This is a genomic window from Labilithrix luteola (assembly GCF_001263205.1).
GTDB classification, from domain to species: domain Bacteria; phylum Myxococcota_A; class Polyangia; order Polyangiales; family Polyangiaceae; genus Labilithrix; species Labilithrix luteola.
In genome coordinates this window covers 9,580,985-9,603,361 of the sequence record NZ_CP012333.1, presented here as the reverse complement: position 1 = coordinate 9,603,361, position 22,377 = coordinate 9,580,985, and the positions used below count along the sequence as shown (strand labels likewise).

Genomic DNA, 22,377 nt, shown 5'->3' with positions numbered 1-22,377 from the left:
TCACTTCTCCATCACGTACAGATTGCCACCCGTCGCGGGAGCATGGTCACCCCAGTAGACACCTTCGTCGTCGACATCCAGCGCGAAGACGTTGCCGCTCCAGATCGGAACCTTGACGCCGGTGAACTTGTCGAGCGCCTCGACACCACCCGCGTTCGCGCGGGCGACGTAGACGAACTTCGCATCGACCGCCGAATCGAACACGTCCGGTAGAGCAAGTTTGACGTCGACGGCCGCCGTGTGGCTGACCTCGTCGACCGCGAAGTAATCGGTCTTCGTCGTCGCCCAGAGTGACGTGCAATCGGAGGTGAGGCTCGTGACGGCGGTGTCGGTTGCGATGGGAGTGAAGGTGCTCCAACTTGCCAGATCGGGGGCGTACGCAACGAAGTTCGACGCCGAGATCGCCACGTAGACCGACGCACCTCCGACCGCGAGCCCCGACGCGACGGCGGTGAGCGACGCCGTTCGAGGTGGGGTGGCCAGGCTGGTATCGATGCGGATCAGAGCCGCCGACGATGCGCGCGCGAACAGGACTCCGGCTTTGCCACGAACGAGCTCGGTGACGCGGCCGCTCACATTGAGGCGCACGAACGGCTCGGCAGGGCACGCCGACGAAGGGCATCGGCGCGGTGCGCGCATGATGGTGGTGGCGACCGGCGCGGCGCCACCCTCGTAGTTCGCCCAGTAGACGTACTCGCCGTCGAGCGCGAGTGCCGTGGTTCCGTCCTGGCCCGCCGCAATTTCGACCGCGTCACCGCCCGCACGCGGAACCCGCAGAATGCGAGCCTTGGCGTTGCCGTTGTAGCCATCGCCGTTCGTATCCTGCTCGACCCAGTAGACGAACTTGCCGTCGGTGGTGATGGCGAACGGGAAGCGGGGTCGCGTGGGAGGCTCGTAGAGCAGGCGCGTCTTGCAGTCAGCCCCGCTGCACGACAGCGGCGCGCGCGGCGGAGGGCAGACAGGATGGAGCACGGGGAGCTGCTCGAGGCCGGCTTCGCCCACATCGGCTGCGTCGGCTTCGGCGTCGGGAGGCAGGGCCGCGGCATCGTCCGAGGTCGACGCCGCATCGGGGTGCGTGGCTTCCGACGCATCTCCTCCGAAGGCCGAGCATGCGAGCGGGACCAGAAGCGGGACGAGCGCGCCGAGCACGCGGGGCGCGGTGCGAAGCAAGTGACGCATCGGGGCCGAAGCTATCACCCACGCGTACCACGCAGACCCTTCCATAGCGTCTCCGAGTGGGCCACCCTGCGGCCCACCGGATGACCATCGACCTTCTCGTCCTCGGATGCGGCTATACGGGATCCGCCGTCGCTCGACTCGCCCGATCCCGAGGGCTGAGCGTGCTCGCGACGGTTCGAACGGCGGCGCGAGCCACCCCTCTGCGAGTCGAGGGATTCGACGTTCGCATCACGGAGGCGCTCGAGCCGCGCGACGTCGAAGGACTCGTCTCGCCGAAAACGCAGGTGGTCGTCGCGTTCCCGCCGGATGGCCAGACCGACGAGCGGCTCGCTCCGGTGTGCGCGGATGCGGCGGCGATAACCTATGTCTCGAGCACCGGCGTCTACGGGGACCTACGCGGTCTCATCGATGACGCGACGCCGCTCCCTAGCGTCGCAACCGAACGCGGCGCGCGCCTCCTTCGCGCGGAGCAGGCATGGCGAGCATGCGGGGCAACCGTCCTTCGATGCCCGGCCATCTACGGGCGCGATCGCGGCCTGCACGTGCGCATCGTCAGCGGCGCGCATCGCATTCCAGGCGACGGGACGGCCTTCACGTCGCGTATCCACGTCGAAGATCTGGCCCAATTGATCTTGGCGGCACGAAACGTCCGCGGAGAGACGTTCGTCGTCGGTGATCGCGCGCCCGCGACGCAGAACGAGATCGCCGACTGGGTGGCGAAGGAATACGGCGTTCCGAGACCGCCGCACGTACCCGTCGAAACCGTCCACGAAACGCTTCGCGCCGATCGCCGTATCGACGGATCGCGAGCGCTCGCGATACTCGGCGTCACGTTGATCTATCCCTCGTACGTCGACGGGATGGTCAAGGCGCCGCGCGTTATTTCAGGCTGATCGGCGTCAGAAGAAAAGCACGGCGAGCGCCGCGAGCCCGGCGCCGGTCAACGCGAGGGCGACAGCGGAGGCACGGGAGCCTTTGGCGAGCGCCAGTCGAGCCGCACCGACGAGCAAGAGCACGCCGCCGACACCGAGAAACGCGTAGGCACTGCTTCCCGGCACGTCGCGCGAGGCCCCAGCCTGACGCAGGCGATCCTCGGCAGCGGCGGCGGTCGGCAAGGCTCCCGCAGCAACGGCCTCGACGTCGAGTTTGTGTCCGAGCCTGGCGAGCTCCTCGTCGGCACGCGTACGTCGCGCCGTTCGCGTACCGATGACGGACGTGGCGAGCGAGGCTGCCCGCACCGAGCGCCAGGCCGCAAAGGCCGAGGCGTAGTCACCCCGAGCCTCGGCGTCGGAGGCGATGCGTTCGAGCTGCGCGAAGCCTCGATCGGGGGCCTCGCAGCCGGGGCAACGAGCTTCCGCGGCCGCGCGCGCCGCGAGAATGGCCGTCGTCAGGTCTCCATGCGCCGCGGCCTCGGTCGATTCGGCGAGTGCCTTGCGACCTTCCGAGACGCGCGCAGACCAAGCGATGGCCACGACGGCCGCGCCGAGCACGAATGTGGCGAGAGCGCGCCTCGTCGGGCTCACTGGAAGTCGCGTCGCCGGAAGACGAACGCGCTGAGCGTCAGCAGCACCACCGCGTAGAACACTGCGTTGAGCCACGCGTGTGAGATGTAGAGTGCGGGCGCCGTCGTGCTGATCTGTCCGAGCAGCAGCGGCCGCGCCGGAACATAGACGTTGAGATTCGGGACGATCTTCGCGAGCACCATGCCCGTCGTACGAACGGCGCTGCCGAAGATGCGCTCCGGGAGGTTTCCGAGCGTGTCCGACGAGCGCCCGATGAGGAAGATCCACATCGTGAAGATCGCCGTGAGGAAGGGCGACGAGAACGACGAGAACACCATCGCCACGGCCGTGATGATGCCGACCTCGGCCAAGGTCAGAAGGCACGAGTAGACGACGATCTGGCGCTCGCCGCCCGTCGCGTCGGCGAGGGCAGCCATCGCGACGAAGAAAAGGAGCGACCACGGGAGGAACACGAAGACCCGCGTGAGCTTCGCGCGCCAGACGAGCACACCCAGCAACGCCAACATGCCGACGATGACGCCGATCGTGAGCTCGACGTGTTGCTTGGCCTGCAGAGCGAGAATCGCGAGCACCGCGCCGCCGTCGATCGCGATGAACGCGAACACGGTGATCATGATCCCGAGGTACTTGCCCACGATGTACTCGTGACGCCGCAAGCGGCGCGTCAGGATCGGGAAGACGGTCTTGAACTCGAGCTCTCGGTACAGCGAGCTCGCGCCCAGGAAGATGCTGACGGCCACCGCGAACAGCGAGATGGAGCCCGCGCCGATGTCGGCCACGATCCGCATCTCCTGGCGGACCGACATGGCGGCGATGACGAGCGAGTAGGTCGACGCGGCGAGAGCGAGCGCGAGCAGCCCGATCAAAATTCGAGCGCGCACCGCCTCCCGGTAGGTATTCATCGCAATCGCGAAGACGCGAGAGAGCATCAGTACGAGCGTCTTACCTCGGCCACGTACCGTCGGACAAGCTGCGGGACGGAGAGGAGCGCGGAGCGGACGCGCTCCTCGAAGAGGTCACGGACGATGCCGGCCCCGACGTCCACCAGCACCCCATAGGTGAGCAGCACCCGCGGGTTGCCGTTTTCGCCGATGAACGGCTCGACGCGGAAGAAGCCCCAGGCGTCGTCGATCTCGTGCGGAAGCGTGGGTTCGAGCCAGAAGCGCACCTCACGCTGGCCGCTGGGCGCGACCGGCTCGCTTCGCACGCGCATCGTGTAGGTGGCCTGGACGAGAGCGTTGCCTTGGACCACCTCGACCAGACGGTCGTTGCCGCTCATGCCCACCAGCCTGGCTTGCTTGGTCTTGGGCAAAACGCGACGGTAGGCGTCGACATCTTCGAGGACGGCCGAGAGCTCGCTCGCGCCCACGTCGACGACCGTGTAGGTGAGGCCGCCGACGTAGCGGCGGTCCCCGCGGCTCCACGTTTGTTCGCGGATGATGGTCTCGCCACGCTGCAGCCGCGCGGCCTCGTCGGCGCTCAGCTCCGGCGGCAAGGTGGAGCGCGCCGCGGCGCCTGTCTCGTGCTCCTGATCGTGCATGACGTTGCCTTGCACGTGCGGGGCGCAAGCGACGGCATTGAGAGCAACGGCTCCCCCCACTACGAATGCGCTTGCCAGCTGAGAAAAACGCATCGTGCGGAGCAGGTTAAAGAGAGAGGGTCCCACGTGCAAGCCAACGCACATGGGGAACGCCCGGGCGGCCCGGCCTCATCCGTCCTTTTTGGACGTCTCTTTACAGACTCGCTACAGCCCTGGGGCGGCGCTGCGCCACGCGAGCTCAGGTGCCGACGACGATCCGCACCTTTGGACCGACCGACACGTGGAGCGGCCCATCACATTCGTGAAGATCTCCGTCCACCATGTACTGGATGTTTTTCTTCGGAGACCGAATCATCGCCTGCAACGGAGTCGCGTCGTAGGAGTGTCCGGGCTTCATCGGTGATGCTCGCCAGATGCGCGGGAGCTGACTCACGAAGCTGACCGGCGAGGAGTGGATGCCGAGCAGGTGGAACGCCCCCGGCCGCTCCGCGTAGCGATGGAACGGCCGGAAATTCAGGCCGATCTGATCGATCGTTCCGCCCGCGATCGCGAGGTAGTCGCGCTCCTCCCAGACCGTTCCGTCTTCGAGCTCGACGGAGCCGCGGAACGGAGCGGCCATTCGACGGATCGTCTCGCCGCGGATGACCGCGCTGCCCACGCCGCGAAGGAGAGTCTTGGCCGCGACGACCGGGTTCGGAGGGCCGCCGCGGTAGTACTCGGAGAGAAAGCCGTAGACGACGCCGGTGCCGAAGAGAAAGCCGTATTTCTCGGCGAGGGGAGGTGTGCTCGCTTCCTGATTCGGAAGCGGACGGGCCTTGTCTCCGCGCAAGCGCATGACGTGGCGCGGAGCGTCTTTGAGGGGCTGCGCGGCGCGTGCGACGTAGGCGCGAACGAGGCGATTGAGCAACCCCTCGGGCGGGCCACGACGGACGCCGACCGAATTCGCCACCGTGTTCATCGTGCCGCCACGGAGGAAGGCAATCTGGGGGAGCGCGCTGCCCTGGTAGACGTCGAGAAAACCGGTGATCGCGACGCCGTTCGTGCCGTCGCCGCCGCTGATGCCGAGCACGTCGATGCCGAGGCGGCGGAAGTCCTCCGCGACGCGGTAGAGTTGATCGAGCGAACCTGCTTCACGCACTTCGCCGTGATCGCCGAGGGTCCGTGCAAGTCTCCGCGAGGCACGCGGATCACGCAGATTGTGTCCGCTGCGCGGGTTGAAAATGACCCCGATTCCCGCCATCGCGCAGGAGCCTGACGCGTGGGGCCACGACCCGTCAAGCATACGGGGTCGATTTTCAGGCGTTTCGCGCGCCTTCGTGCCAGATAGGGAGGGTGCACACCGACAATGGAATCCAGGAGCAAGCGCGTGCGGCGCACGGTAGCGTTCTCGTCGTTCCGATGGCCGATCGAGCGGCGATCCTGCTCACGGGCAAGGATCGCTCGAGCTGGTTGAACGGTCTCGTCACCTGCGACCTCGCGAAGCTCGGCTCGGAGGATGGCGCCTACGGACTCCTCGTCGAGAAGAAGGGGCGCATCCAGACCGATCTCTTCGTCGTCCCCGGCACCGTCTCGAGCGGCGAGCAGGCCCTCGCCATTGCCGTTCCGAGTGCCCAGCGCGACGCGCTCCTCGCCACGCTCGATCACTACCTCATCATGGAGGACGCAGAGCTCGGGACGGTGGAGCTCGCGTTCTATGCCGCACACGGTCCGCGCGCGGTCGAGCTCGTGAAGAGCGAGGCGCTCGCCGCCATGCGTACCTTCGGTGGCAAGGTCGATCTCCTCGGGACCGGCGGCGCGGTGGTGGCGGTGCCGGTCGAAAATCAAGAGGCGTTCGCGGCGGCTCTCGAAAGTGAGGCTCGCCGGCTCGGTGGCCTCGTGGGCGACCAGGCCGGTTGGGACGCCGTCCGGATCGAGCGAGGCCTTCCGCGCCTCGGCGTCGAGTTCGACGGGACCTACTATCCGCAAGAGGCGTCGCTCGAGAAGCTCGCCGTCTCGTTCTCGAAAGGTTGCTACCTCGGGCAGGAGGTCGTCTACATGCTCGAGAACCGCGGACACGTGAAGCGCAAGCTCGTGCCCGTCGAGATCGAAGGCGATGCGGCACCCGCTGCCGGAGCCGCTGTCACGACGCCCGCGGGCGACGCGATCGGCGACGTGAAGAGCGCCGTCATCGGTCCGACGACCGGCAAACCCGCAGCCATCGCGGTGGTGAAGTGGGCCCACGCGAAGCCCGGAACCGAGCTTCGCATCGACGGCCGCACGGCGCACGTTCGAGGCTGACGAGGCCTCGCGCCTCCGGAGCGATGAGAGGCCTCGAACGCACGCGACGAAGAAACGCTCAGAGCTTGCGTGCGAGCTTGAAGAGGCGGCCGGTCTGGCCCTCTTCCGGCGGCATCAGCGTGATCTTGAGCATCTCGAGGGCGATCTCCTTGACGCGTCCGTCTTTGCCGAGGCGGAGGTGGAGGCGATCGCCGTCGCTCTTGATGACTTCGCAGCGCCCGAAGGCGAAGTGGTCGACGATGTCCCCCGGCTCCGGATAGGGCTGCTCCTCCTCGGCGGCCTTGGTGACCTTGACGGGGCGGGGCATGACGTTGCCCAAGGCGCCGGGCATGAACGTCGGCGAAGGCTTGGGGACGTTGCTTGCCGCGGGGGCGGGCGCCGGTGCCGGGGGAGGGGGCGGTGCCGAGGCCTCCTCGCTTACGCGAATGGTCTCGGCCCACGTCGGTGCGGGCGCGGGCGCGGGGGCCGGCTCGGGCGCCGCTACGGGGGCGGGTGCGGGCGCGGGGGCCGGCTCGGGCGCCGCTACGGGGGCGGGTGCGGGCGCGGGGGCCGGCTCGGGCGCGGGAACCGCCGACACGCGCGGGGAGGTCGTCGTTGCGTCGAGCAGAGCGATGCCCGACGTGTGGCGCTGGCGAGTCGCGGCGACGTCGTCGAACGCGGTCACCAGGACTTCGACGGCAACCGCGCGGGCGCTTTCGATTTCACCGGCGATGGTTTCGATACCGTTGTCAGTCTCGCGCGAGAGAACGACGCGGAGCCCGCAGGAGACGTCGCCGCCGGCGAGGCCCACGCTTCCGTCGATGACGACCGCGTGGACGGGGCCCGTGAGGCGGCGCTCGGCGCCTGGCATTCCCGTGTCCGGGTCGAAGGAGCGCAGCGATACGTCGGTGAGGACGCCGCTGGCACGAAGCCAACCGCAGGTGACGATCTCGTCGCGAAGGACGTCGAGAAGGGCGGCGGGAAGTTGAACGGAATTGTCGAGGCGAACGAGGATGTGACGTGCGTTAGCCGTAGAGACGGTCATTGGGGCTTGGTCTCGCCATCGCCAGTTTCTCCAGCGGGACAACCTGGGTGCTCACCGCCGCTGACGCCCGGGCGGGTCGGGCATCGATCATTTTTGTCGGGAACGCCATCACCGTCGTTGTCTCGCTTCAGCGGCGCGTAGGTCACGCCGAGGATGAAGCGAAAACGCGGCACTGTGATGGCTGCTTCGCCAATCGGAATCGGGCCCCCACCACCACCGAAAATCGCCACGTCGCCATCGAGGATGGGCGCGGAGCGAAGTCCGAGGAACCACTCGGCAGGCGTGATGTGCTTGCCGTTCTCGGTCGTCGAGATTCCGAACGCAGACTGACTCGTGTCGTGCTGCTCGGCGAAGTTTACGTAGGCGCGGCCTTCGAGCATGAGGCTGAGGCGATCGCGCGCGAGGATGTCGTAACCGGCGCCCAGGCCCGTGGCGAGCTGCGTTCCGACGCGCGCGCCGGCGAACTCCGTCACCGGCCGAATGCGCACGCCGAGCTCGGCGCCGAAGAAGAATTTCTGGATTCGGTAGTCGGCGCTGAGGCTCGGAACGAGAACGGCGGTGCGGTCGCCCGCGAAGTCGGCGTCGCTGATGGGGGCGGTCGTGACGAAGCGCGCGGTGAGCGAGTAGGCGTTGCCCTTCGGCTCGGCCGCGCCGGCAGCCTGCTCGGGGCTCACGCGATTGCGAGGGATGATCGCGAAGGCCGCGCCGAAGCGAAGATCGCGAATCGCCGTGTTCGGGAGTCCGTCGCCCGACGCGCCGGTGATCGGCGTGGTGCCGGCTCCGGTCTGCCAGAAGGTTACCGGGAGCGCGATGTCGAGCTCGAGCCGGTTGGTGACGCCGTAGGCAAAGAGGAAGTTGCTGTTGACCTGATTGTTGACGACGTACTGGTCACTACCGCCCGGTCCGGGGGAGGCGACGTGCAGGAGCACGGGGCGCGAGAGATACGTGGTGACGAGTCCGAACCCGACCTGGCCCGCGGCGACCGTCTCGGTTCCCGAGACCGTGGCGAAGCGCATGGGGCCGGGGTTCGGCCAGTACGTATCGCTGTTGATGCAGGTGTTGATGAGCGGGTTCGAGCATTCCCGCGCGCTTGCGCTCGATGCGCTTGCGAGGACGGCGCCCCCGATGAGCGCCCCCCCGACCAGCCTGACCAGCCCGCGTCCACCCGCATCAAGCCCGGCCGCGAGACCCCGAATCGTGCCGTGAGCGCGACGACTCCGGGCCGAATCAGAAAGGTCTCGCATACGCGCGCACCATACCAGAGTTGACCTTTCGGCTTCATTGGGAAAAGAACGGCGCATGACACGCGCAGAGAGCCCCGTCGTGGGCCAACGTCTGTCGGCCGAGCGGCCGCTCCTTTTGGCGAGCGGCTCCCCGCGACGTCGCGAGATCCTCGAGAATTTGCGGGTTCCTTTCATCGTGCGGCCGGCCTCGGCCGACGAGTCGACGCGCGACGGCGAGGACGCTGCGGCGTATCTCGCGCGCGTGGTTCTGGCGAAACTCGACGCCGCATGGGCCGCGGGCGGGAGCGCGCTCGAAAACGCCGGCGCGGTGCTCGTCGCCGACACGTCGGTCATCGACGAGGGGGCGATTCTGGGCAAGCCGGGATCGATTGACGAGGCCGAGGCGATGATCGCGCGGCTCGCCGGAAAGACGCACGAGGTCTGGACGCGCTTCGCGATCGGCCGAGCAAGCGCCGCCGGCGGAACGCTCCACGAGCAAACGGTCGTGACGCGCGTGACCTTCCGACCGCTGACGGCCGCGCGCATCCGCGCCTACGCCGAAAGCGGCGAGGGGATGGACAAGGCGGGCGCGTATGCCGTGCAAGGACTCGGCGCCGGACTCGTGGCGCGCGTCGACGGCTCGTATTCGAACGTGGTCGGTTTGCCGGCCTGCGAAGTGCTCGTCGCTCTCGAGGAGCTCGGCCTCGTTCCGTGACACTCCGTCGAGCCCCATCGGACAGCCTCGTCGTCGTGTTGGTCGCGCTCGTCGCGCGGCTGGCCGTGGTGCTTTGGGCAGGGAGCGCCATCCCGCCGACGGCCGACGGCAGCTACTACGACGTCGTCGCGCGGCGCATCGCCGAAGGGCACGGCTACACGTGGCTTTGGCCCGACGGTGCAGTGACGTACGCGGCGCACTATCCGGTCGGTTACCCCGCACTGGTGGCCGGCATGTATGCGCTCTTCGGCGCGCGCCCCGTGCTCGCCATGGTGCTGAACGCGGTGGCCGGCACGGCGGCCGTGTTCGCCGGCTACCGTCTGCTCGCCCGCGCGACGTCTCGTCGACTCGCACTCTTGGGCGGGCTCGCCTTCGCGCTGCATCCTGCGCTCGTGCCGTACACGGCGGCGCTGATGACCGAAGGCATGACCGCCGCGCTGCTAGTGGTGGCGACCGCGACCGCGGCCAGGGCTCGTGACGCAGCCGAGCGCGGCGATTCGAGGAGTCGCTGGCGCTGGCTCGCCCTCACGGGGCTCGTCATGGGCCTCGTCACCCTCGTTCGCCCGCAGTCGCTTGCGTACGGCCCGGTGCTGGGGTTGCTCGCCGCGACCCCGAAGGAGCGCCTCGCCGTGCGAGGCCTGGCCGCTGTGCTGGTGACGGCGCTCACGTTCGCGGTCTGCGCGCCGTGGACCGTTCGTAACTGCGTGCGCATGGAGCGATGCGCGCTCGTCAGCGTGAACGGAGGATGGAATCTCGCCATCGGAACGCAGACCACGAACGGCGCGTGGCAGGAGATGAAGGTCCCCGAGGCCTGCAAGGAGGTCTTCGCCGAAGCCGCGAAAGACGCCTGCTTCGGCCACGAAGCCGTGCACGTCATCGAAGCCGATCCGCTGGCTTGGCTCGCGCGCGTCCCGGCCAAGATGCGCGCGACGTTCGACTACTTCGGCGCCGCGCCGTGGTATCTGCATCAAGCGAACGCGACGCGCTTCCCATATGGCGCGAAGGTCGCGCTCGGCACCGTCGAGACGCTGGCTTCGCGGCTCTTGCTCGCGGCTGCGTTGGTGGCGGTTCTCAAGTTCCCCGGGCCGCGAAAGCGTGCGCGCATCGTGATCGCCGCGCTGGGGCTCGCCGCGTGCGTGGTCGTTCCGGGGACCGTCGGCTACTTGGCGTGCGCGGCAGCGATTCTGCTGCTCGGGCCGCGCGCTCTCGCGCGAGCACCCGTCATTCTGCCCGCCACGGCGGCCACCATCCTGCTCACCGCGGCCACGCACGCCGTCTTCTTCGGCGCGGGGCGCTACGGGCTCGTGGTCGTGCCCTTCGTCACCCTGCTTGCGTTCGTGCGAGCAACGCCGGAAGAGTCCGCGCCCCGCCACGGCTGAGCGGTTGCTTCTTTGGGCTCGATGGGCCAAGTTGGGGGCGTCGATGCCGATCAGGCGATCGCCGGTGGTTTCGCCCTCCGCAAGGAGGGAGTGACCGCGGGAGGAAAGTCCGAGCTCCACAGAGTGCGATGCCGGGTAACGCCCGGTCGCGGAAACGCGAAGGAAAGTGCAACAGAGAAAGACCGCCCTTCTGATACCTTTCGAGTTCGCGCGCTCGCGCGCGTCCTTCGAGTGAGGTCCGGAGGGTAAGGGTGAAACGGCGGGGTAAGAGCCCACCGCGTCTTCGGTAACGAAGGCGGCACGGCAGACCCCATCGGGAGCAAGGCCACGTAGGCGGGCGAGCGATGGCAACATCGCAAAGGGCGACTCGCCCGAGCTCGCGGGTAGGCTGCTCGAGGCGTCCGGTAACGGCCGCCCTAGAGGAATGACCGCCGCCGCGTGCGGGATGACTCGCAAGCGGAACAGAACTCGGCTTACGAACGACGTCGACCTCGTGACCCGCCTCGCGCGGGTCGCGTGCTTTTGTCTCCTGGTTTGTGGCTTTGCGCGCTCGAGCTCGAGCGGGGACATCGAACTCAGCCGAACGCCCCCGAATTTTCCGTGCAAGCGCGGTTGTCTCTCGTGTCTCTCTCGCCCCAGCGGTGACTAAAGTGGGCCCATGCCTCGCCGCGCTGACGGCCTGCCCACGCTCGACCCGCCTTCGTTCGATGCCTTCCGCAAGAAGGCCCACGAGATGCTCGATGGCATCGTCGATCACGTCGAGCACCTTGCCGATGGACCTGCGTGGCGTCCGATGCCTGCCGACGTCCGATCGGCGTTCGACGCGCCCGTCCCGTTCGGCGAGACGCCCATCGAAGACGTTCACGCCGAGTTCGAACGCCTCATCCTTCCGTACGGCAGCGGCAACGCCCACCCGCGGTTCGTCGGCTGGGTGCAAGGCGGAGGCACGCCTTACGGCATGATGGCGGAGCTGCTCGCGGCCGGGCTGAACCCGAACGTCGGTGGGCGGGACCATGCGGCGATCGAGGTCGAGCGGCAGATCGTCCGCTGGATGAGGCGCCTCTTCGGCTTCCCCGAGTCGGCCACCGGCATCCTCGTGACCGGCACGTCGATGGCGAACCTTCTCGCCGTGATCGTGGCGAAGACGAAACGGCTCGGCGCCGCCACGCGCGAGCGAGGGCTCGCGGCGGAGGGAATGCGCCTCATCGCGTACACGTCGACGGCCGCGCATGGCTGCGTGCGGCGCGCGATGGAGCACAGCGGGCTCGGCTCGGCGAACCTGCGGATGATCCCGACGGACGCCGGGCATCGCATGAACCTCGACGCGCTCACCGCGGCCATCGCGAAGGATCGCGCCGAGGGCCACACGCCGTTTCTCGTCGTCGGCAACGCCGGCACCGTCGACATCGGGGCCATCGATCACCTCGATGCACTCGCGACATGCGCCAAGCAGAACGATCTCTGGTTCCACGTGGACGGCGCGTTCGGCAGCCTCGGCGTGTTCTCGCCGGAGCTCGCGCCCAAGCTTGCCGGTCTCGAGCGGGCCGACTCCATCGCGCTCGACTTCCACAAATGGGGCCAGGTCCCGTACGACGCAGGCTTTCTCCTCGTTCGTGACGGTGAAGCGCACCGCGCGGCTTTTGCCGACGAGCCGGCCTATCTCGCCCGCGACGAGCGAGGGCTCTCCGCCGGCCAGCCGTGGTTCACGGACTTCGGTCCCGACCTCTCGCGTGGTTTCCGCGCCCTCAAGGTCTGGTTCACGCTGAAGACGTTCGGTGTCGATCGCCTCGGCGCCACGATGGCCGAAACGTGCCGTCTCGCGCAGGTTCTCGAAGCGCGCGTGGCGAGCGAGCCGACGCTCGAGCTGCTCGCGCCCGTACCCCTCAACATCGTTTGCTTCCGCGTTCGACACGGCGACCCCGAGCTCGCCGATCGTCTCAACCGAGACATCGTCGTCGAGCTCCAGGAGAGCGGGGTCGCCGTGCCGTCGACGACACGCATCGACGGAAAGCTCGCGATTCGCGTGGCCATCGTGAACCATCGCTGCCGCGAGCCGGATTTGCAGGCACTCGTCGACGCGATCGTCGCCAAAGCCCCCTGAACGCGAGACTCAGGAGCGGAGCGCGCGCATCGTTGCGCCGTGCGCGAGCCCGACGTCGGGACTGCGCTGGAGGAGCGCCTCGTAGTGACGCTGGAAGTCCGTTCCTTCGGCGTTGGGTGAGAGCAGACCGCGAACTTGAGCGAGCCATGCGTCGCCATCGACCGTGCCGTTCGCTTCGTTCTCGTCGAGCTCGACGATGAGCGCGGTCATGGGACGGAGCCAGGCAAACGCCTCGTCGTTCACGAGCGCGCCGAGAAACTGTCCAGCGCTCACCTTGCCGTGCGCGTCTTCGTACACGCGCCGCTCTTCTTGGACCATCGCATGATGGAGGTCGAGGAGATGAGAACGGATGTGGTGCAGGTTTTCCATCGAAGCACTTCCTTGCCGGAGTCTTCAACGTAGGGATGCTTTTGGCGTTCGCAACGTCGGACCTGCCCCTCTGTCCAGCGGGCGTTCACGGCGACGACGCAGGCACGTCGAACGAGAGGTTCACGGCTTTCTCAGAGACGGCGCAAACGACTGACTGCCCCCGGCGCGTGCCGCTCACGTTCGACGGGGTTCCGGGGTCGAACGGGAGCCAGCTATCGCGGCGCGAGCGCGGCCATTGAAATTCCAGGCAAAACCGCCGCTGACGACTTCAAGACAAACACGTTCGTGCCGTTTTCCTAGGCGATGGTCGCGTGTGAGCTCGCCGGCGTCGTTCGACCGCGGTGAGAAGCGACCGCGGGAGATCCCCATGAACGTCGCTGAACGTCGCCCGCAGGCGGTGATTGCTTCGAACCGCCTGCAGTACCTGAGCTTCTCTCTCGGAAACGAGGACTACGCCGTCGAGATCCTGCGCGTGCAGGAGATTCGCGCGATTTGCCCGATGACGGTGCTGCCTCATGCGCCGCCGCATGTCTGTGGAGTGATGAATCTCCGGGGTGCGGTCGTGCCGGTGGTCGACATGCGCACGGCGCTCGGCTTGGCGCGCGAGAAGCACGGTGCCTCGACGGTCATCATCGTCGTGTCGGTACACGGCCGGACGGTCGGTTTCGTCGTCGACCGCGTCTCGGACGTCCTGTCCTTGGACGCCTCGGACATCGAGCGCGCGCCGGAGCTCCGAGGGCGTGTCGACGTCTCGATGATCAGCGGCATTGCACGAACGCAGGAGCGCTTCGTCGTCCTGCTCGATCTCGAACGAGTCGTGAGCGGTGGCGTTGCCGACCTCGATGGTCGGTGACGGGAACCTGCTTCGACCGCTTGGCAGCGCGCCTTCGCGGGTTGCGCAGGAACGACCGCAAGGAAGGACGGAGGATTGGTGATGAGGTGGTTTTACGATCTACGGACGATGACCAAGCTGGCGATCAGCTTCGGAACGATGGTTCTGTTGCTGGCCGTCCTCGGCGTGATGAGTCACACCGTAGCGACGCAGACGAGCAGGGCCCTCGAGGAGACCTATCGTCGCGACATGGTGGCACTCGATCTGGCTCGACGTGCCAGCGCGGAACGCCTGACCATTGCCCGTAATTACCGCTCGGCGATGCTCGAAAAGACCGAGGAAGGGCGGCTCCGATGGGTGAAGGAAGTGGAGGGGAACGAGGCGACTTTCCGCGCGGACCTCGACGAGCTCGCCAAGTACACGACGCGCCCCGATCAGTTGGCGCGACTCACGGATGCGAAGCGCCTCATGGCGGAGTACGGACCGGCGATTCGTGATGCCGTGCGGGTCATGTCTACCGACCTGACCAAAGCCGAGGCGATGCTCTCGGCGGCATCGTCGGTGGGGATTCGCCTCGCCGCGGTCCTCGACGAGTACGTCAAGGTCAAGAAAGAGCTCGTCGCCGAGACCTTCGAACAGACGCAACGCGAGACCGCGACCGGACGTACCGTCGGTATCACGGTTACCGCGTTGGCCATGATCTTCGCCGCTTCGCTCGTCTTCATCGTCGGAGGCGCGATCGCCACGCCCATGAAGCAGGCCGTGGCAGTGCTCGAACGCGTGGCCCATGGCGACTTGACGGCGAAGCTCGACGTCGATCGCAAGGACGAAGTCGGCGCAATGGCGGCGGCGTTGAATCGGTCGCTCGGGTCGATCCGCAGCACGCTCGCCGGCGTTCAAGGGGTATCCCTGGAGGTCTCGGCAGCCGCCTCGCAGCTTGCCGCAAGCGCCCAACAGATCTCGGGCGGTGCGCAGGAACAGGCCGCGAGCCTCGAAGAAACGGCGGCGAGCCTCGAGGAGATCAGCTCGACGGTGAAGCAAAACACGGACAACGCCCAGGAGGCGTCGATGCTCGCCAACAGCGCTCGCGACGCTGCGGAGCGCGGTGGTCAGGTGGTGAGCAGCGCGGTCGACGCGATGAGCGAGATCACGAAGTCGTCGAAGAAGATCGCCGACATCATCACGACCATCGACGAGATTGCGTTCCAGACCAATCTGCTCGCGCTCAACGCCGCCGTCGAGGCCGCGCGCGCCGGCGAGCAAGGGCGAGGCTTCGGTGTCGTCGCAGCCGAGGTTCGCAGCCTCGCGCAGCGCACCGGCAGCGCCGCCAAGGAAATCCGTGGCCTCATTGCCGACTCGACGAGCAAGGTCGAGACGGGAACGCGGCAGGTCGACGAATCGGGAAGGACGCTCGAAGAGATCGTTCGCTCCGTCAAGCGCGTCACCGACATGGTCGCGGAGATCGCGGCGGCCTCGCGTGAGCAGAACACGGGGATCGATCAGGTCAATACGGCGGTCACGCAGGTCGACCAGGTGACGCAGAGCAACGCGGCCCAGACCGAGGAGCTGTCGGCAACCGCCACCTCGCTGTCGGACAAGTCGGGCCATCTCCGTTCGCTTGTCGCGGCCTTCGAGCTCGGCGAAGGTGGCGCACGCGACGTCGTCCCCGCCGCCCGTTCTGCACCGCGCGCGCTGGTTGCTCCGCGGGTCCGTACCAAGCCGGCCCGAGGGACCGTCGTTCCGCTGGCGAAATCGGCTCCGGCCGCCTCACTCAAGAAGGTCGTGAACGGTTACGAAGAATTCTGAATAACAATCCAAACTTCGGAATCGAGAATCGAACGTCTGCAGGCGAATCCGTCTGCGGACGTTCGCTTTTTGTCCGTACGTCTGGACGGATTCTCGAATTCGCGGTCGGCGATTCGTCGTCGCGACTGCAAGAGTTTCCTCCAGCTTTGTCGCATTTTGACGTTTCCCCGAGGTGCGCCTCACGACGCCTGCGCATCGAGGTTGGTTCGCGGGCGGAGGTGTTCACCGACCGGGGAGATTCGAAATGAGACACATCGTCGTGTCCGCTTTTGTTTTCACGTGCACCGTCGCGCTGTCGACGAACGCGTTCGCACAGGACGCCGACAAGAGGTCGAACGCGCAGACGACGCCGTCGTTGGGGTACGTCGTCGAAGCGGGTCTGTCGTCCACGAAGCTCGTGCACGGCGCGCCGAAGTACGACACCAAGTCCACGCCGGCCACCGAGGATCTGGTCGCCGTGCGCCTGAAGGACGTTGGACCAGGAACGCTCCAACTCGGCTCGTCGTTCGCCATGGCTCTCGGCGACACGACGAAGAAGTACGAGAAGGCTGAGGAGGTCCTGCCGAGCGTCACCTACGGCGGCAAGATGAGCGTCATGCTGCTCGAGGTCGGCGCGCGCGTGTGGTTCTACCCACGCATGGCGCAGGTACGTCAGGACGTCGAAGGCACCGCCCGCCTGTCGATTCCCAACGGATTCCTGACACCGACGCTCGACCTATTTCCGTGCTTCTTGGAGAAGCAGGGGCTCTACGGGGTCGTCGGTGCCGAGCACCTATTCAAGCTCGGGTCGCGCTTCCATGTCCGTCCGCGCGCGCAGGTCGGGGCCCAGGGCTACGATGCGAAGAGCGAGCGCTTCCACGCCCAAGAAGTCTCGGTCAGCAGCGCCGTCACCGCGCTCTTCGGCGAGGGGTTCTACGCCGCGATTCGTCCGTCGTACACCACGCTGGTGAGCCCCTCGCACTACCTTGCCGACGCGAGCTTCGGTGGCCGGTCGGTCGCCTACGTGGGCTTTGCCGTCGGCGCCCAGCGCTGAGGTCCGGCTCTGTGCGGGAGCGCGCTCGACGGCCCCGAGCGCGCTCCACTCACTCCAGCATCAGGAGGCCGGCTCGTAACCGAGGTTCGGGCCGAGCCAGCGTTCGACTTCGCCGAGCGTCATGCCCTTGCGCGCGTGGTAGTCGAGCGCCTGGTCACGGTCGATTTTCCCGAGCGTGAAGTAGCGCGACTCGGGGTGCGCGAAGTAGAGACCGCTGACGCTCGCGCCGGGCCACATCGCGAACGACTCGGTGATGCGAATGCCCGCGTTCTTCTCGACGTCGAGCAAGTCCCACAGAATACCCTTCTCCGTGTGGTCGGGGCACGCAGGGTAGCCGGCGGCAGGGCGGATGCCGCGGTACTTCTCGCCGATGAGCGCCTCGTTCGAGAGGTCTTCGGTCTTGCCGTAGCCCCACGCGATGCGAGCCTCCTTGTGGAGGTATTCGGCGAAGGCCTCGGCGAGGCGGTCGGCGATCGCCTCGGCCATGATGGCGTTGTAGTCGTCGTGCTTGGCGCGGAACGCCTCGCAGAGCTCCTTGAGGCCGAAGCCGGTGCTGACTGCAAACGCCCCGAGGTAGTCCGGAAGGCCGGAGTCCTTCGGCGCGATGAAGTCGGCGAGCGAGCGGCTCGGCTTGTCCTTCTCCTTCGCGTTCTGCTGGCGAAGGAAGTGGAAGCGCGTGAGGACCTTGCTGCGCGATTCGTCGGTGTAGAGCTCGACATCGTCACCCACGGCATTGGCCGGGAAGAAGCCGTAGACGCCGCGCGCGGTGAGCTGGCCCTTCGCCACGATGACGTCGAGCAGCTCGTTGGCCTCCGCGAAGATCTTGCGAGCCTGCTCGCCATAAACTTCGTGCTCGAAGATGCGCGGATAGACGCCCTTGAGCTCCCACGTGTGGAAGAACGGCGTCCAGTCGATGTACTCGCGGAGCGTGGCCAGGGGCACGCTGTCCAGGACGCGGAGGCCAGTGAATTCAGGCCGCGCGATGTCTTCCTTGCGCCAGCTGATCGGCGTGCGGTTCGCGCGAGCCTGTTCGAGTGACACCAGCGTCTGCTTCGGGCCGCCGTGGAGGCGACGCAGCTTCTCGTACTCCACACGATGCTGCTCGATGAACGCGCCGCGGGCCTCGTCGCTGAGGAGGCTCGTGGTGACCGGAACGGCGCGGCTTGCGTCGAGCACGTGGACGACCGGCTCGCTGTAGTGCGGGGCGATCTTCACGGCGGTGTGCGCGCGGCTCGTGGTGGCGCCGCCGATGAGCAACGGAAGCTTGAAGCCCTGGCGCTCCATCTCGCGAGCCACGTGGGTCATCTCGTCGAGCGACGGGGTGATGAGGCCGCTCAGACCGATGACGTCGGCCTTCTCCTGCTTGGCGCGTTCGAGGATCTTCTCGCACGGGACCATGACGCCCATGTCGATGACCTCGAAGTTGTTGCAGGCGAGAACGACGCCGACGATGTTCTTGCCGATGTCGTGAACGTCGCCCTTCACGGTGGCGAGGACGATCTTGCCCTGCGTTTTGACGGCGCGCCCCTCGGCGGCCATCTTGGCCTTCTCTTCCTCCATGAACGGCGTGAGGTAGGCCACGGCCTTCTTCATGACGCGCGCCGATTTGACGACCTGCGGGAGGAACATCTTTCCGGCGCCGAAGAGGTCGCCGACGACGCCCATGCCGTCCATGAGCGGGCCTTCGATGACCGCGAGCGGCCGACCGAGCTTGGCGCGTGCCTCCTCGGTGTCCCCGTCGATGTACGTGTCGATGCCTTTGACGAGGGCGTGCGAGAGGCGCTCTTCGACGGTGCCCTTGCGCCACTCTTCTTCCTTCTTTTCGCCCGCAGCAGCCGCACCGGCGCCGCTCGCCTTGAGCTTCTCGCCGAAGTCGACGAGTCGTTCGGTCGCGTCGGGGCGGCGATTGAGGAGCACGTCGAGAACGAGCTCGCGGAGCTCCGGCGCGATCTCCTCGTAGACTTCGAGCATGCCGGCGTTGACGATGCCCATGTCCATACCCGCCTGGATGGCGTAGTAGAGGAAGGCCGAGTGCATCGCCTCGCGGACGTGGTTGTTTCCGCGGAAGCTGAAGGAGATGTTGGAGACGCCGCCGCTCACCTTCGCGTGGGGGAGGTTCTCTTTGATCCAGCGCGTCGCGTTGATGAAGTCGACCGCGTAGTTGTTGTGCTCCTCGATGCCCGTGGCCACGGTGAGGATGTTCGGGTCGAAGATGATGTCCTCGGGCGGGAAGCCGACCTCGTCGACGAGGATGCGATACGCGCGCGAGCAGATGCGGATCTTGTCTTCGTAGGTGGCGGCCTGGCCCTGCTCGTCGAAGGCCATGACCACGCAGGCCGCGCCGTAACGACGGATGGTGCGCGCGTGCTCGCGGAAGACCTCTTCGCCTTCCTTCAGCGAGATCGAATTGACGATGCCCTTGCCCTGAAGGCACTTCAGGCCGGCCTCGATGACCTCCCACTTCGAGGAGTCGATCATGAACGGCACCTTCGCCACTTCGGGCTCGCTGCCGAGGAGCTGGAGGAACCGCGACATCGCCGCGACGCCGTCGATCATGCCTTCGTCCATGCAGATGTCGATGACGTTGGCGCCATTTTCGACCTGCTGGCGGGCGATGCTCACGGCCTCTTCGTACTTGCCCTCCTTGATCAGCTTCGCGAACTTCGGTGAGCCGGCGACGTTCGTGCGCTCGCCGATCATCATGAAGACGCCGGGCTGCTGCGTGAACGGCTGCGAGCCCGAGAGCCTGAGCGGCAGCGGGGTCGAGGCGGTCGTCTTCTTCTCGACGATCTCTCGCGGATGGCGGCCGTCGAGAGCCTTCGCGATCGCGGCGATGTGCTCGGGGTGTTGCCGCAGCAGCCGCCGGCGATGTTGATGAGTCCACCTTGCGCGAACTCGCCGAGGAAGCGGCCCATGTCCTCGGGGACGAGGTCGAAGCCCGTGGCCGAGAGAGGGTTGGGCAGGCCTGCGTTCGGGTAACAGGAGATCGCCGTCTGCGCCTTCTCCGAGAGCTCGGAGAGGAACGGGTACATGAGATCGGGGCCGAGCGAGCAGTTCAGGCCGATGGAGAGCGGATTGACGTGCTTGACGGCGTTCCAGAGGGCCTCGACCGTCTGCGCGGAGATCATCGTCTCACCGCCGCGCCCCACCGCGGCGGAGACCATCACGGGCAGGATCTTGCCATCCTTCGCGAAGACCTCTTGGATGGCCACGATGGCCGCCTTCGCGTTGAGCGAGTCGAAGATGGTCTCGACGAGGAGCACGTCCGAGCCGCCGGCGATGAGCGCGCGGACCTGCTCCATGTAGGCCGTCTTGACCTGATCGAAGGTCACGACGCGGAAGCCGGCGTCATCGGCGTCGGGCGAGTTCGAGAGCGAGACGGTAAGGGGGCCGATGGCGCCCGCAACGAAACGCTGGCGTCCGTCCTTGTTGGCGACGCGGTCGGCCCATTCACGGCACTGCCGAGCCGACTGCTCGTTGATCTCCCAGGCCAGGTTCCGAAGGAACTCGTTCTCGATGATGCCCTGGTAGAACGCCGGATCTTTGCGCCCGCCGTGCTCGCGCGGGTCGTCGACGAAGAACTCGCTCTGACCGATGGTCGTCGCGCCGAACGTGTTGGTTTCGATGATGTCCGCGCCGGCCTCGAGAAAGCGCCGGTGGATGTCGCAGATCATCTGCGGCTGGGTCAGCGAGAAGAGATCGCCGTTGTTGAGCAGGTCCTTCTTGGCGTCCGCGAAGCGCGTGCCTCGGATGTCCGCCTCCTTCATCTCGTAGGTGCGGATGGTCGTTCCCATCGCGCCGTCGATGATGGCGATGCGGTTCTGGAGGAGTTTCTCGAGCGGATGAAGTTCGGATGCCATGAATCAACCTGCTTTGGAGCTCTTCGAAGACGCAGAACGGCGCTTGTCGGCGACGGCAAGCACGACCTGAAAGTGGGGTTTCTTGGACTCGCGGCTCGCGACGTCGCACGAAGCGACTGTCAGTCCGGCGCGGGTCAGCATGGTGCGGAGCGACCGCGGAGAGAAGCCCGAGTGGCGCTCTCCGAAGGGTGAGGTCACATCGCGATGGGCGTGCTCGTCGAGCGAGAGAACGACGACCCGCCCACCGGGACGCAGGACGCGCGCGCACTCCTGGAGGACCTTGGCGGGCTCGGCCGCATACGTGAGCGTGTGGAACACGAGGACGGTGTCGAAGGCGGCGGCACGAAAGGGAAGAGCCTGCGCGTCGGCGACGCGGGCCTCGAGACGCGCCTTCACGTGCGAGAACTTGGCGAGGCGCTCGTTGGCGGCGTCGATCATGCGAGGGCTCGCATCGACGCACGTAAGCGACTTGCAGTGCGGGGCGAGGAAGGCGGCCGCTGCGCCGTCGCCGGAGCCCACGTCGAGCACGTCTCCGAGGCGAAGAAGCGCCGCGAGGCCGACGACGAGGGACTGCCACGTTCGACCCGGCGAGTAGTGGAGGTCCATCTTGCCGACGAACGACTCCGGGAGCTGCCCGCGCTGTTCGGCATCGAGTTCGGAGAGGCGTTTGCGATCGCCGTCGAGCGTGGGATCGTCGGAGCTGGTGGCCTCCTCGAGGACCGCCTGCGCCGTGCGCGGCATGGTGTCGGTCGCGAGCGCGTAGAACGCGTGCTGGCCTTCGCGCCGATCGCGGACGAAGCCACCTTCCCGCAGGCGTGCGAGGTGCGTCGAGACGCGCGATTGCGAGATCCCCGTGACACGCACGAGGTCCGTCACGCTCAGCTCGCGCTCCCTGAGCAGCGCGCAGAGCCGGATGCGGCTCTCGTCGCCGAGCAGGTTCATCGTTCCGACGCACTGCGAGAGATTCATGACGCCCGAGCTCTATATCGGCCTATCCGGATGAGCGAATCCCATCCTGGTCGGACCTCCGGAGGGAGTCAAGGCCACGCGGGCGCGACAAAAAGCAAAAGCGCCGGGGCGGGATGACCCTGCGCCCAGCGCTTCAGCTCTGCGCGGCTTACTGATGGTGTCAGCGAGCGCGCGTGGGAGACGTTCGACTCAGAACTTCACGCTCGAACCACACCCGCAGCTGCCGGTGGTGTTCGGGTTGTTGAACTTGAAGCCCGAGTGGTGAACATCTTCGATGTAGTCGATCTCGGTGTTCTCGAGGTACTGGAAGCTCAGCGGGTCGACGTACAGCTTCACGCCGTTCGACTCGAACTGCTCGTCCATGTCACCCACTTCGTTCTCGAAGTAGAGGTCGTAGGAGAAGCCGGCACAGCCACCGCCCACGACTTTGACGCGCAGGCCCTGATTGCTCAGATCCTCGTCGGTCGTGGTGGCGACGATCTCTTTGACCTTGGCCGCCGCGCGGTCCGTCATGCTGATCATGCCGGGACTATAGGCCGAATCTTGG

General features: G+C 66.9%; 20 protein-coding genes and 1 other RNA gene. 9 read left to right on the top strand and 12 right to left on the bottom strand.

The genetic code is table 11. The features are described from left to right. Positions 1–1,179, bottom strand: a complete 1,179-nt coding sequence (locus AKJ09_RS41615; protein ID WP_146653391.1) for a hypothetical protein — start codon at positions 1,177–1,179, stop codon at positions 1–3. Positions 1,180–1,259: 80 nt separating this feature from the next. On the opposite strand from AKJ09_RS41615, the gene AKJ09_RS41610 reads away from it, so the two are divergent. Then, positions 1,260–2,072, top strand: coding sequence for a Rossmann-fold NAD(P)-binding domain-containing protein (locus AKJ09_RS41610; RefSeq protein ID WP_146653390.1), 813 nt, complete (start codon positions 1,260–1,262; stop codon positions 2,070–2,072). A 6-nt stretch (positions 2,073–2,078) separates the two neighbouring features. On the opposite strand, the gene AKJ09_RS41605 is transcribed toward AKJ09_RS41610, so the two are convergent. From AKJ09_RS41605 to AKJ09_RS41590, 4 genes are all read right to left on the bottom strand, one after another. Beyond that, positions 2,079–2,702, bottom strand: a complete 624-nt coding sequence (locus AKJ09_RS41605) for a hypothetical protein (RefSeq protein ID WP_146653389.1) — start codon at positions 2,700–2,702, stop codon at positions 2,079–2,081. Next, positions 2,699–3,631 (bottom strand): hypothetical protein, encoded by a 933-nt coding sequence (locus AKJ09_RS41600; RefSeq protein ID WP_146653388.1) that lies wholly within the window; start codon positions 3,629–3,631, stop codon positions 2,699–2,701. The genes AKJ09_RS41605 and AKJ09_RS41600 overlap by 4 nt, the downstream gene beginning before the upstream one ends. Next, positions 3,631–4,335, bottom strand: coding sequence for an SRPBCC family protein (locus tag AKJ09_RS41595; RefSeq protein ID WP_146653387.1), 705 nt, complete (start codon positions 4,333–4,335; stop codon positions 3,631–3,633). Before AKJ09_RS41595 ends, AKJ09_RS41600 begins: the two co-directional genes overlap by 1 nt. Before the next feature lie 145 nt (positions 4,336–4,480). Next, positions 4,481–5,482 (bottom strand): diacylglycerol/lipid kinase family protein, encoded by a 1,002-nt coding sequence (locus AKJ09_RS41590; protein ID WP_169928285.1) that lies wholly within the window; start codon positions 5,480–5,482, stop codon positions 4,481–4,483. Between the two features lie 11 nt (positions 5,483–5,493). Here AKJ09_RS41590 and ygfZ point away from each other — a divergent pair, with 11 nt between their 5' ends. After that, complete coding sequence (gene ygfZ, locus AKJ09_RS41585) at positions 5,494–6,519, top strand: CAF17-like 4Fe-4S cluster assembly/insertion protein YgfZ (protein ID WP_146653385.1); 1,026 nt, start codon at positions 5,494–5,496, stop codon at positions 6,517–6,519. Positions 6,520–6,577: 58 nt separating this feature from the next. Here the strand turns inward: ygfZ and AKJ09_RS54515 are convergent, their stop codons facing one another. Then, positions 6,578–7,543: a PPC domain-containing DNA-binding protein gene (locus AKJ09_RS54515; protein ID WP_205633940.1), complete on the bottom strand. Its 966-nt coding sequence runs from the start codon at positions 7,541–7,543 to the stop codon at positions 6,578–6,580. Further along, a complete protein-coding gene (locus tag AKJ09_RS41575) occupies positions 7,540–8,787 on the bottom strand; it encodes a hypothetical protein (protein WP_146653384.1) in 1,248 nt (415 codons plus the stop codon). Before AKJ09_RS41575 ends, AKJ09_RS54515 begins: the two co-directional genes overlap by 4 nt. A gap of 55 nt (positions 8,788–8,842) precedes the next feature. Here AKJ09_RS41575 and AKJ09_RS41570 point away from each other — a divergent pair, with 55 nt between their 5' ends. From AKJ09_RS41570 to AKJ09_RS41555, 4 genes are all read left to right on the top strand, one after another. Continuing rightward, on the top strand, positions 8,843–9,481 hold the full coding sequence (locus AKJ09_RS41570) for a Maf family protein (protein ID WP_146653383.1): 639 nt from the start codon (positions 8,843–8,845) through the stop codon (positions 9,479–9,481). Beyond that, positions 9,478–10,860: an ArnT family glycosyltransferase gene (locus tag AKJ09_RS41565; RefSeq protein WP_146653382.1), complete on the top strand. Its 1,383-nt coding sequence runs from the start codon at positions 9,478–9,480 to the stop codon at positions 10,858–10,860. Before AKJ09_RS41570 ends, AKJ09_RS41565 begins: the two co-directional genes overlap by 4 nt. 41 nt (positions 10,861–10,901) lie before the next feature. Beyond that, positions 10,902–11,352, top strand: an RNA gene (gene rnpB, locus AKJ09_RS41560) — RNase P RNA component class A. 166 nt (positions 11,353–11,518) lie between these two features. After that, entirely contained in the window at positions 11,519–12,961 is a 1,443-nt protein-coding gene (locus tag AKJ09_RS41555) for a pyridoxal phosphate-dependent decarboxylase family protein (protein ID WP_146653381.1), read from the top strand. 9 nt (positions 12,962–12,970) lie between these two features. Here the strand turns inward: AKJ09_RS41555 and AKJ09_RS41550 are convergent, their stop codons facing one another. Further along, a complete protein-coding gene (locus AKJ09_RS41550; RefSeq protein ID WP_146653380.1) occupies positions 12,971–13,330 on the bottom strand; it encodes a hypothetical protein in 360 nt (119 codons plus the stop codon). A 367-nt stretch (positions 13,331–13,697) separates the two neighbouring features. On the opposite strand from AKJ09_RS41550, the gene AKJ09_RS41545 reads away from it, so the two are divergent. From AKJ09_RS41545 to AKJ09_RS41535, 3 genes are all read left to right on the top strand, one after another. Then, positions 13,698–14,183, top strand: coding sequence for a chemotaxis protein CheW (locus AKJ09_RS41545; RefSeq protein ID WP_146653379.1), 486 nt, complete (start codon positions 13,698–13,700; stop codon positions 14,181–14,183). 108 nt (positions 14,184–14,291) lie between these two features. Continuing rightward, positions 14,292–15,968 (top strand): methyl-accepting chemotaxis protein, encoded by a 1,677-nt coding sequence (locus AKJ09_RS41540; protein ID WP_205633939.1) that lies wholly within the window; start codon positions 14,292–14,294, stop codon positions 15,966–15,968. A 244-nt stretch (positions 15,969–16,212) separates the two neighbouring features. After that, the gene (locus tag AKJ09_RS41535; RefSeq protein WP_146653377.1) at positions 16,213–17,001 is read left to right on the top strand and encodes a hypothetical protein; all 789 of its coding nucleotides are present in this window, start codon (positions 16,213–16,215) and stop codon (positions 16,999–17,001) included. A 60-nt stretch (positions 17,002–17,061) separates the two neighbouring features. On the opposite strand, the gene metH is transcribed toward AKJ09_RS41535, so the two are convergent. From metH to AKJ09_RS41515, 4 genes are all read right to left on the bottom strand, one after another. Beyond that, positions 17,062–19,791 (bottom strand): methionine synthase, encoded by a 2,730-nt coding sequence (metH, locus tag AKJ09_RS41530; protein WP_146653376.1) that lies wholly within the window; start codon positions 19,789–19,791, stop codon positions 17,062–17,064. Then, positions 19,701–20,861 carry a homocysteine S-methyltransferase family protein gene (locus AKJ09_RS55275; protein ID WP_146653375.1) on the bottom strand — a complete coding sequence of 387 codons (1,161 nt, stop codon included), beginning with the start codon at positions 20,859–20,861 and terminating at the stop codon, positions 19,701–19,703. The genes metH and AKJ09_RS55275 overlap by 91 nt, the downstream gene beginning before the upstream one ends. Before the next feature lie 3 nt (positions 20,862–20,864). Then, the gene (locus AKJ09_RS41520) at positions 20,865–21,830 is read right to left on the bottom strand and encodes an ArsR/SmtB family transcription factor (protein WP_146653374.1); all 966 of its coding nucleotides are present in this window, start codon (positions 21,828–21,830) and stop codon (positions 20,865–20,867) included. A 189-nt stretch (positions 21,831–22,019) separates the two neighbouring features. Then, complete coding sequence (locus AKJ09_RS41515) at positions 22,020–22,352, bottom strand: HesB/IscA family protein (protein WP_146653373.1); 333 nt, start codon at positions 22,350–22,352, stop codon at positions 22,020–22,022. Between the last annotated feature and the right edge of the window lie 25 nt (positions 22,353–22,377).

Bases quoted from the DNA above. Each gene is read 5' to 3' on its own strand.
- AKJ09_RS41615 (WP_146653391.1), bottom strand. From the start codon at position 1,179: ATGCGTCACTTGCTTCGCACCGCGCCCCGCGTGCTCGGCGCGCTCGTC.
- AKJ09_RS41610 (WP_146653390.1), top strand. From the start codon at position 1,260: ATGACCATCGACCTTCTCGTCCTCGGATGCGGCTATACGGGATCCGCC.
- AKJ09_RS41600 (WP_146653388.1), bottom strand. From the start codon at position 3,631: ATGCTCTCTCGCGTCTTCGCGATTGCGATGAATACCTACCGGGAGGCG.
- AKJ09_RS41595 (WP_146653387.1), bottom strand. From the start codon at position 4,335: ATGCGTTTTTCTCAGCTGGCAAGCGCATTCGTAGTGGGGGGAGCCGTT.
- AKJ09_RS41590 (WP_169928285.1), bottom strand. From the start codon at position 5,482: ATGGCGGGAATCGGGGTCATTTTCAACCCGCGCAGCGGACACAATCTG.
- AKJ09_RS54515 (WP_205633940.1), bottom strand. From the start codon at position 7,543: ATGACCGTCTCTACGGCTAACGCACGTCACATCCTCGTTCGCCTCGAC.
- AKJ09_RS41575 (WP_146653384.1), bottom strand. From the start codon at position 8,787: ATGCGAGACCTTTCTGATTCGGCCCGGAGTCGTCGCGCTCACGGCACG.
- AKJ09_RS41570 (WP_146653383.1), top strand. From the start codon at position 8,843: ATGACACGCGCAGAGAGCCCCGTCGTGGGCCAACGTCTGTCGGCCGAG.
- AKJ09_RS41555 (WP_146653381.1), top strand. From the start codon at position 11,519: ATGCCTCGCCGCGCTGACGGCCTGCCCACGCTCGACCCGCCTTCGTTC.
- AKJ09_RS41550 (WP_146653380.1), bottom strand. From the start codon at position 13,330: ATGGAAAACCTGCACCACATCCGTTCTCATCTCCTCGACCTCCATCAT.
- AKJ09_RS41545 (WP_146653379.1), top strand. From the start codon at position 13,698: ATGAACGTCGCTGAACGTCGCCCGCAGGCGGTGATTGCTTCGAACCGC.
- AKJ09_RS41540 (WP_205633939.1), top strand. From the start codon at position 14,292: ATGACCAAGCTGGCGATCAGCTTCGGAACGATGGTTCTGTTGCTGGCC.
- AKJ09_RS41535 (WP_146653377.1), top strand. From the start codon at position 16,213: ATGAGACACATCGTCGTGTCCGCTTTTGTTTTCACGTGCACCGTCGCG.
- AKJ09_RS55275 (WP_146653375.1), bottom strand. From the start codon at position 20,861: ATGGCATCCGAACTTCATCCGCTCGAGAAACTCCTCCAGAACCGCATC.
- AKJ09_RS41520 (WP_146653374.1), bottom strand. From the start codon at position 21,830: ATGAATCTCTCGCAGTGCGTCGGAACGATGAACCTGCTCGGCGACGAG.
- AKJ09_RS41515 (WP_146653373.1), bottom strand. From the start codon at position 22,352: ATGATCAGCATGACGGACCGCGCGGCGGCCAAGGTCAAAGAGATCGTC.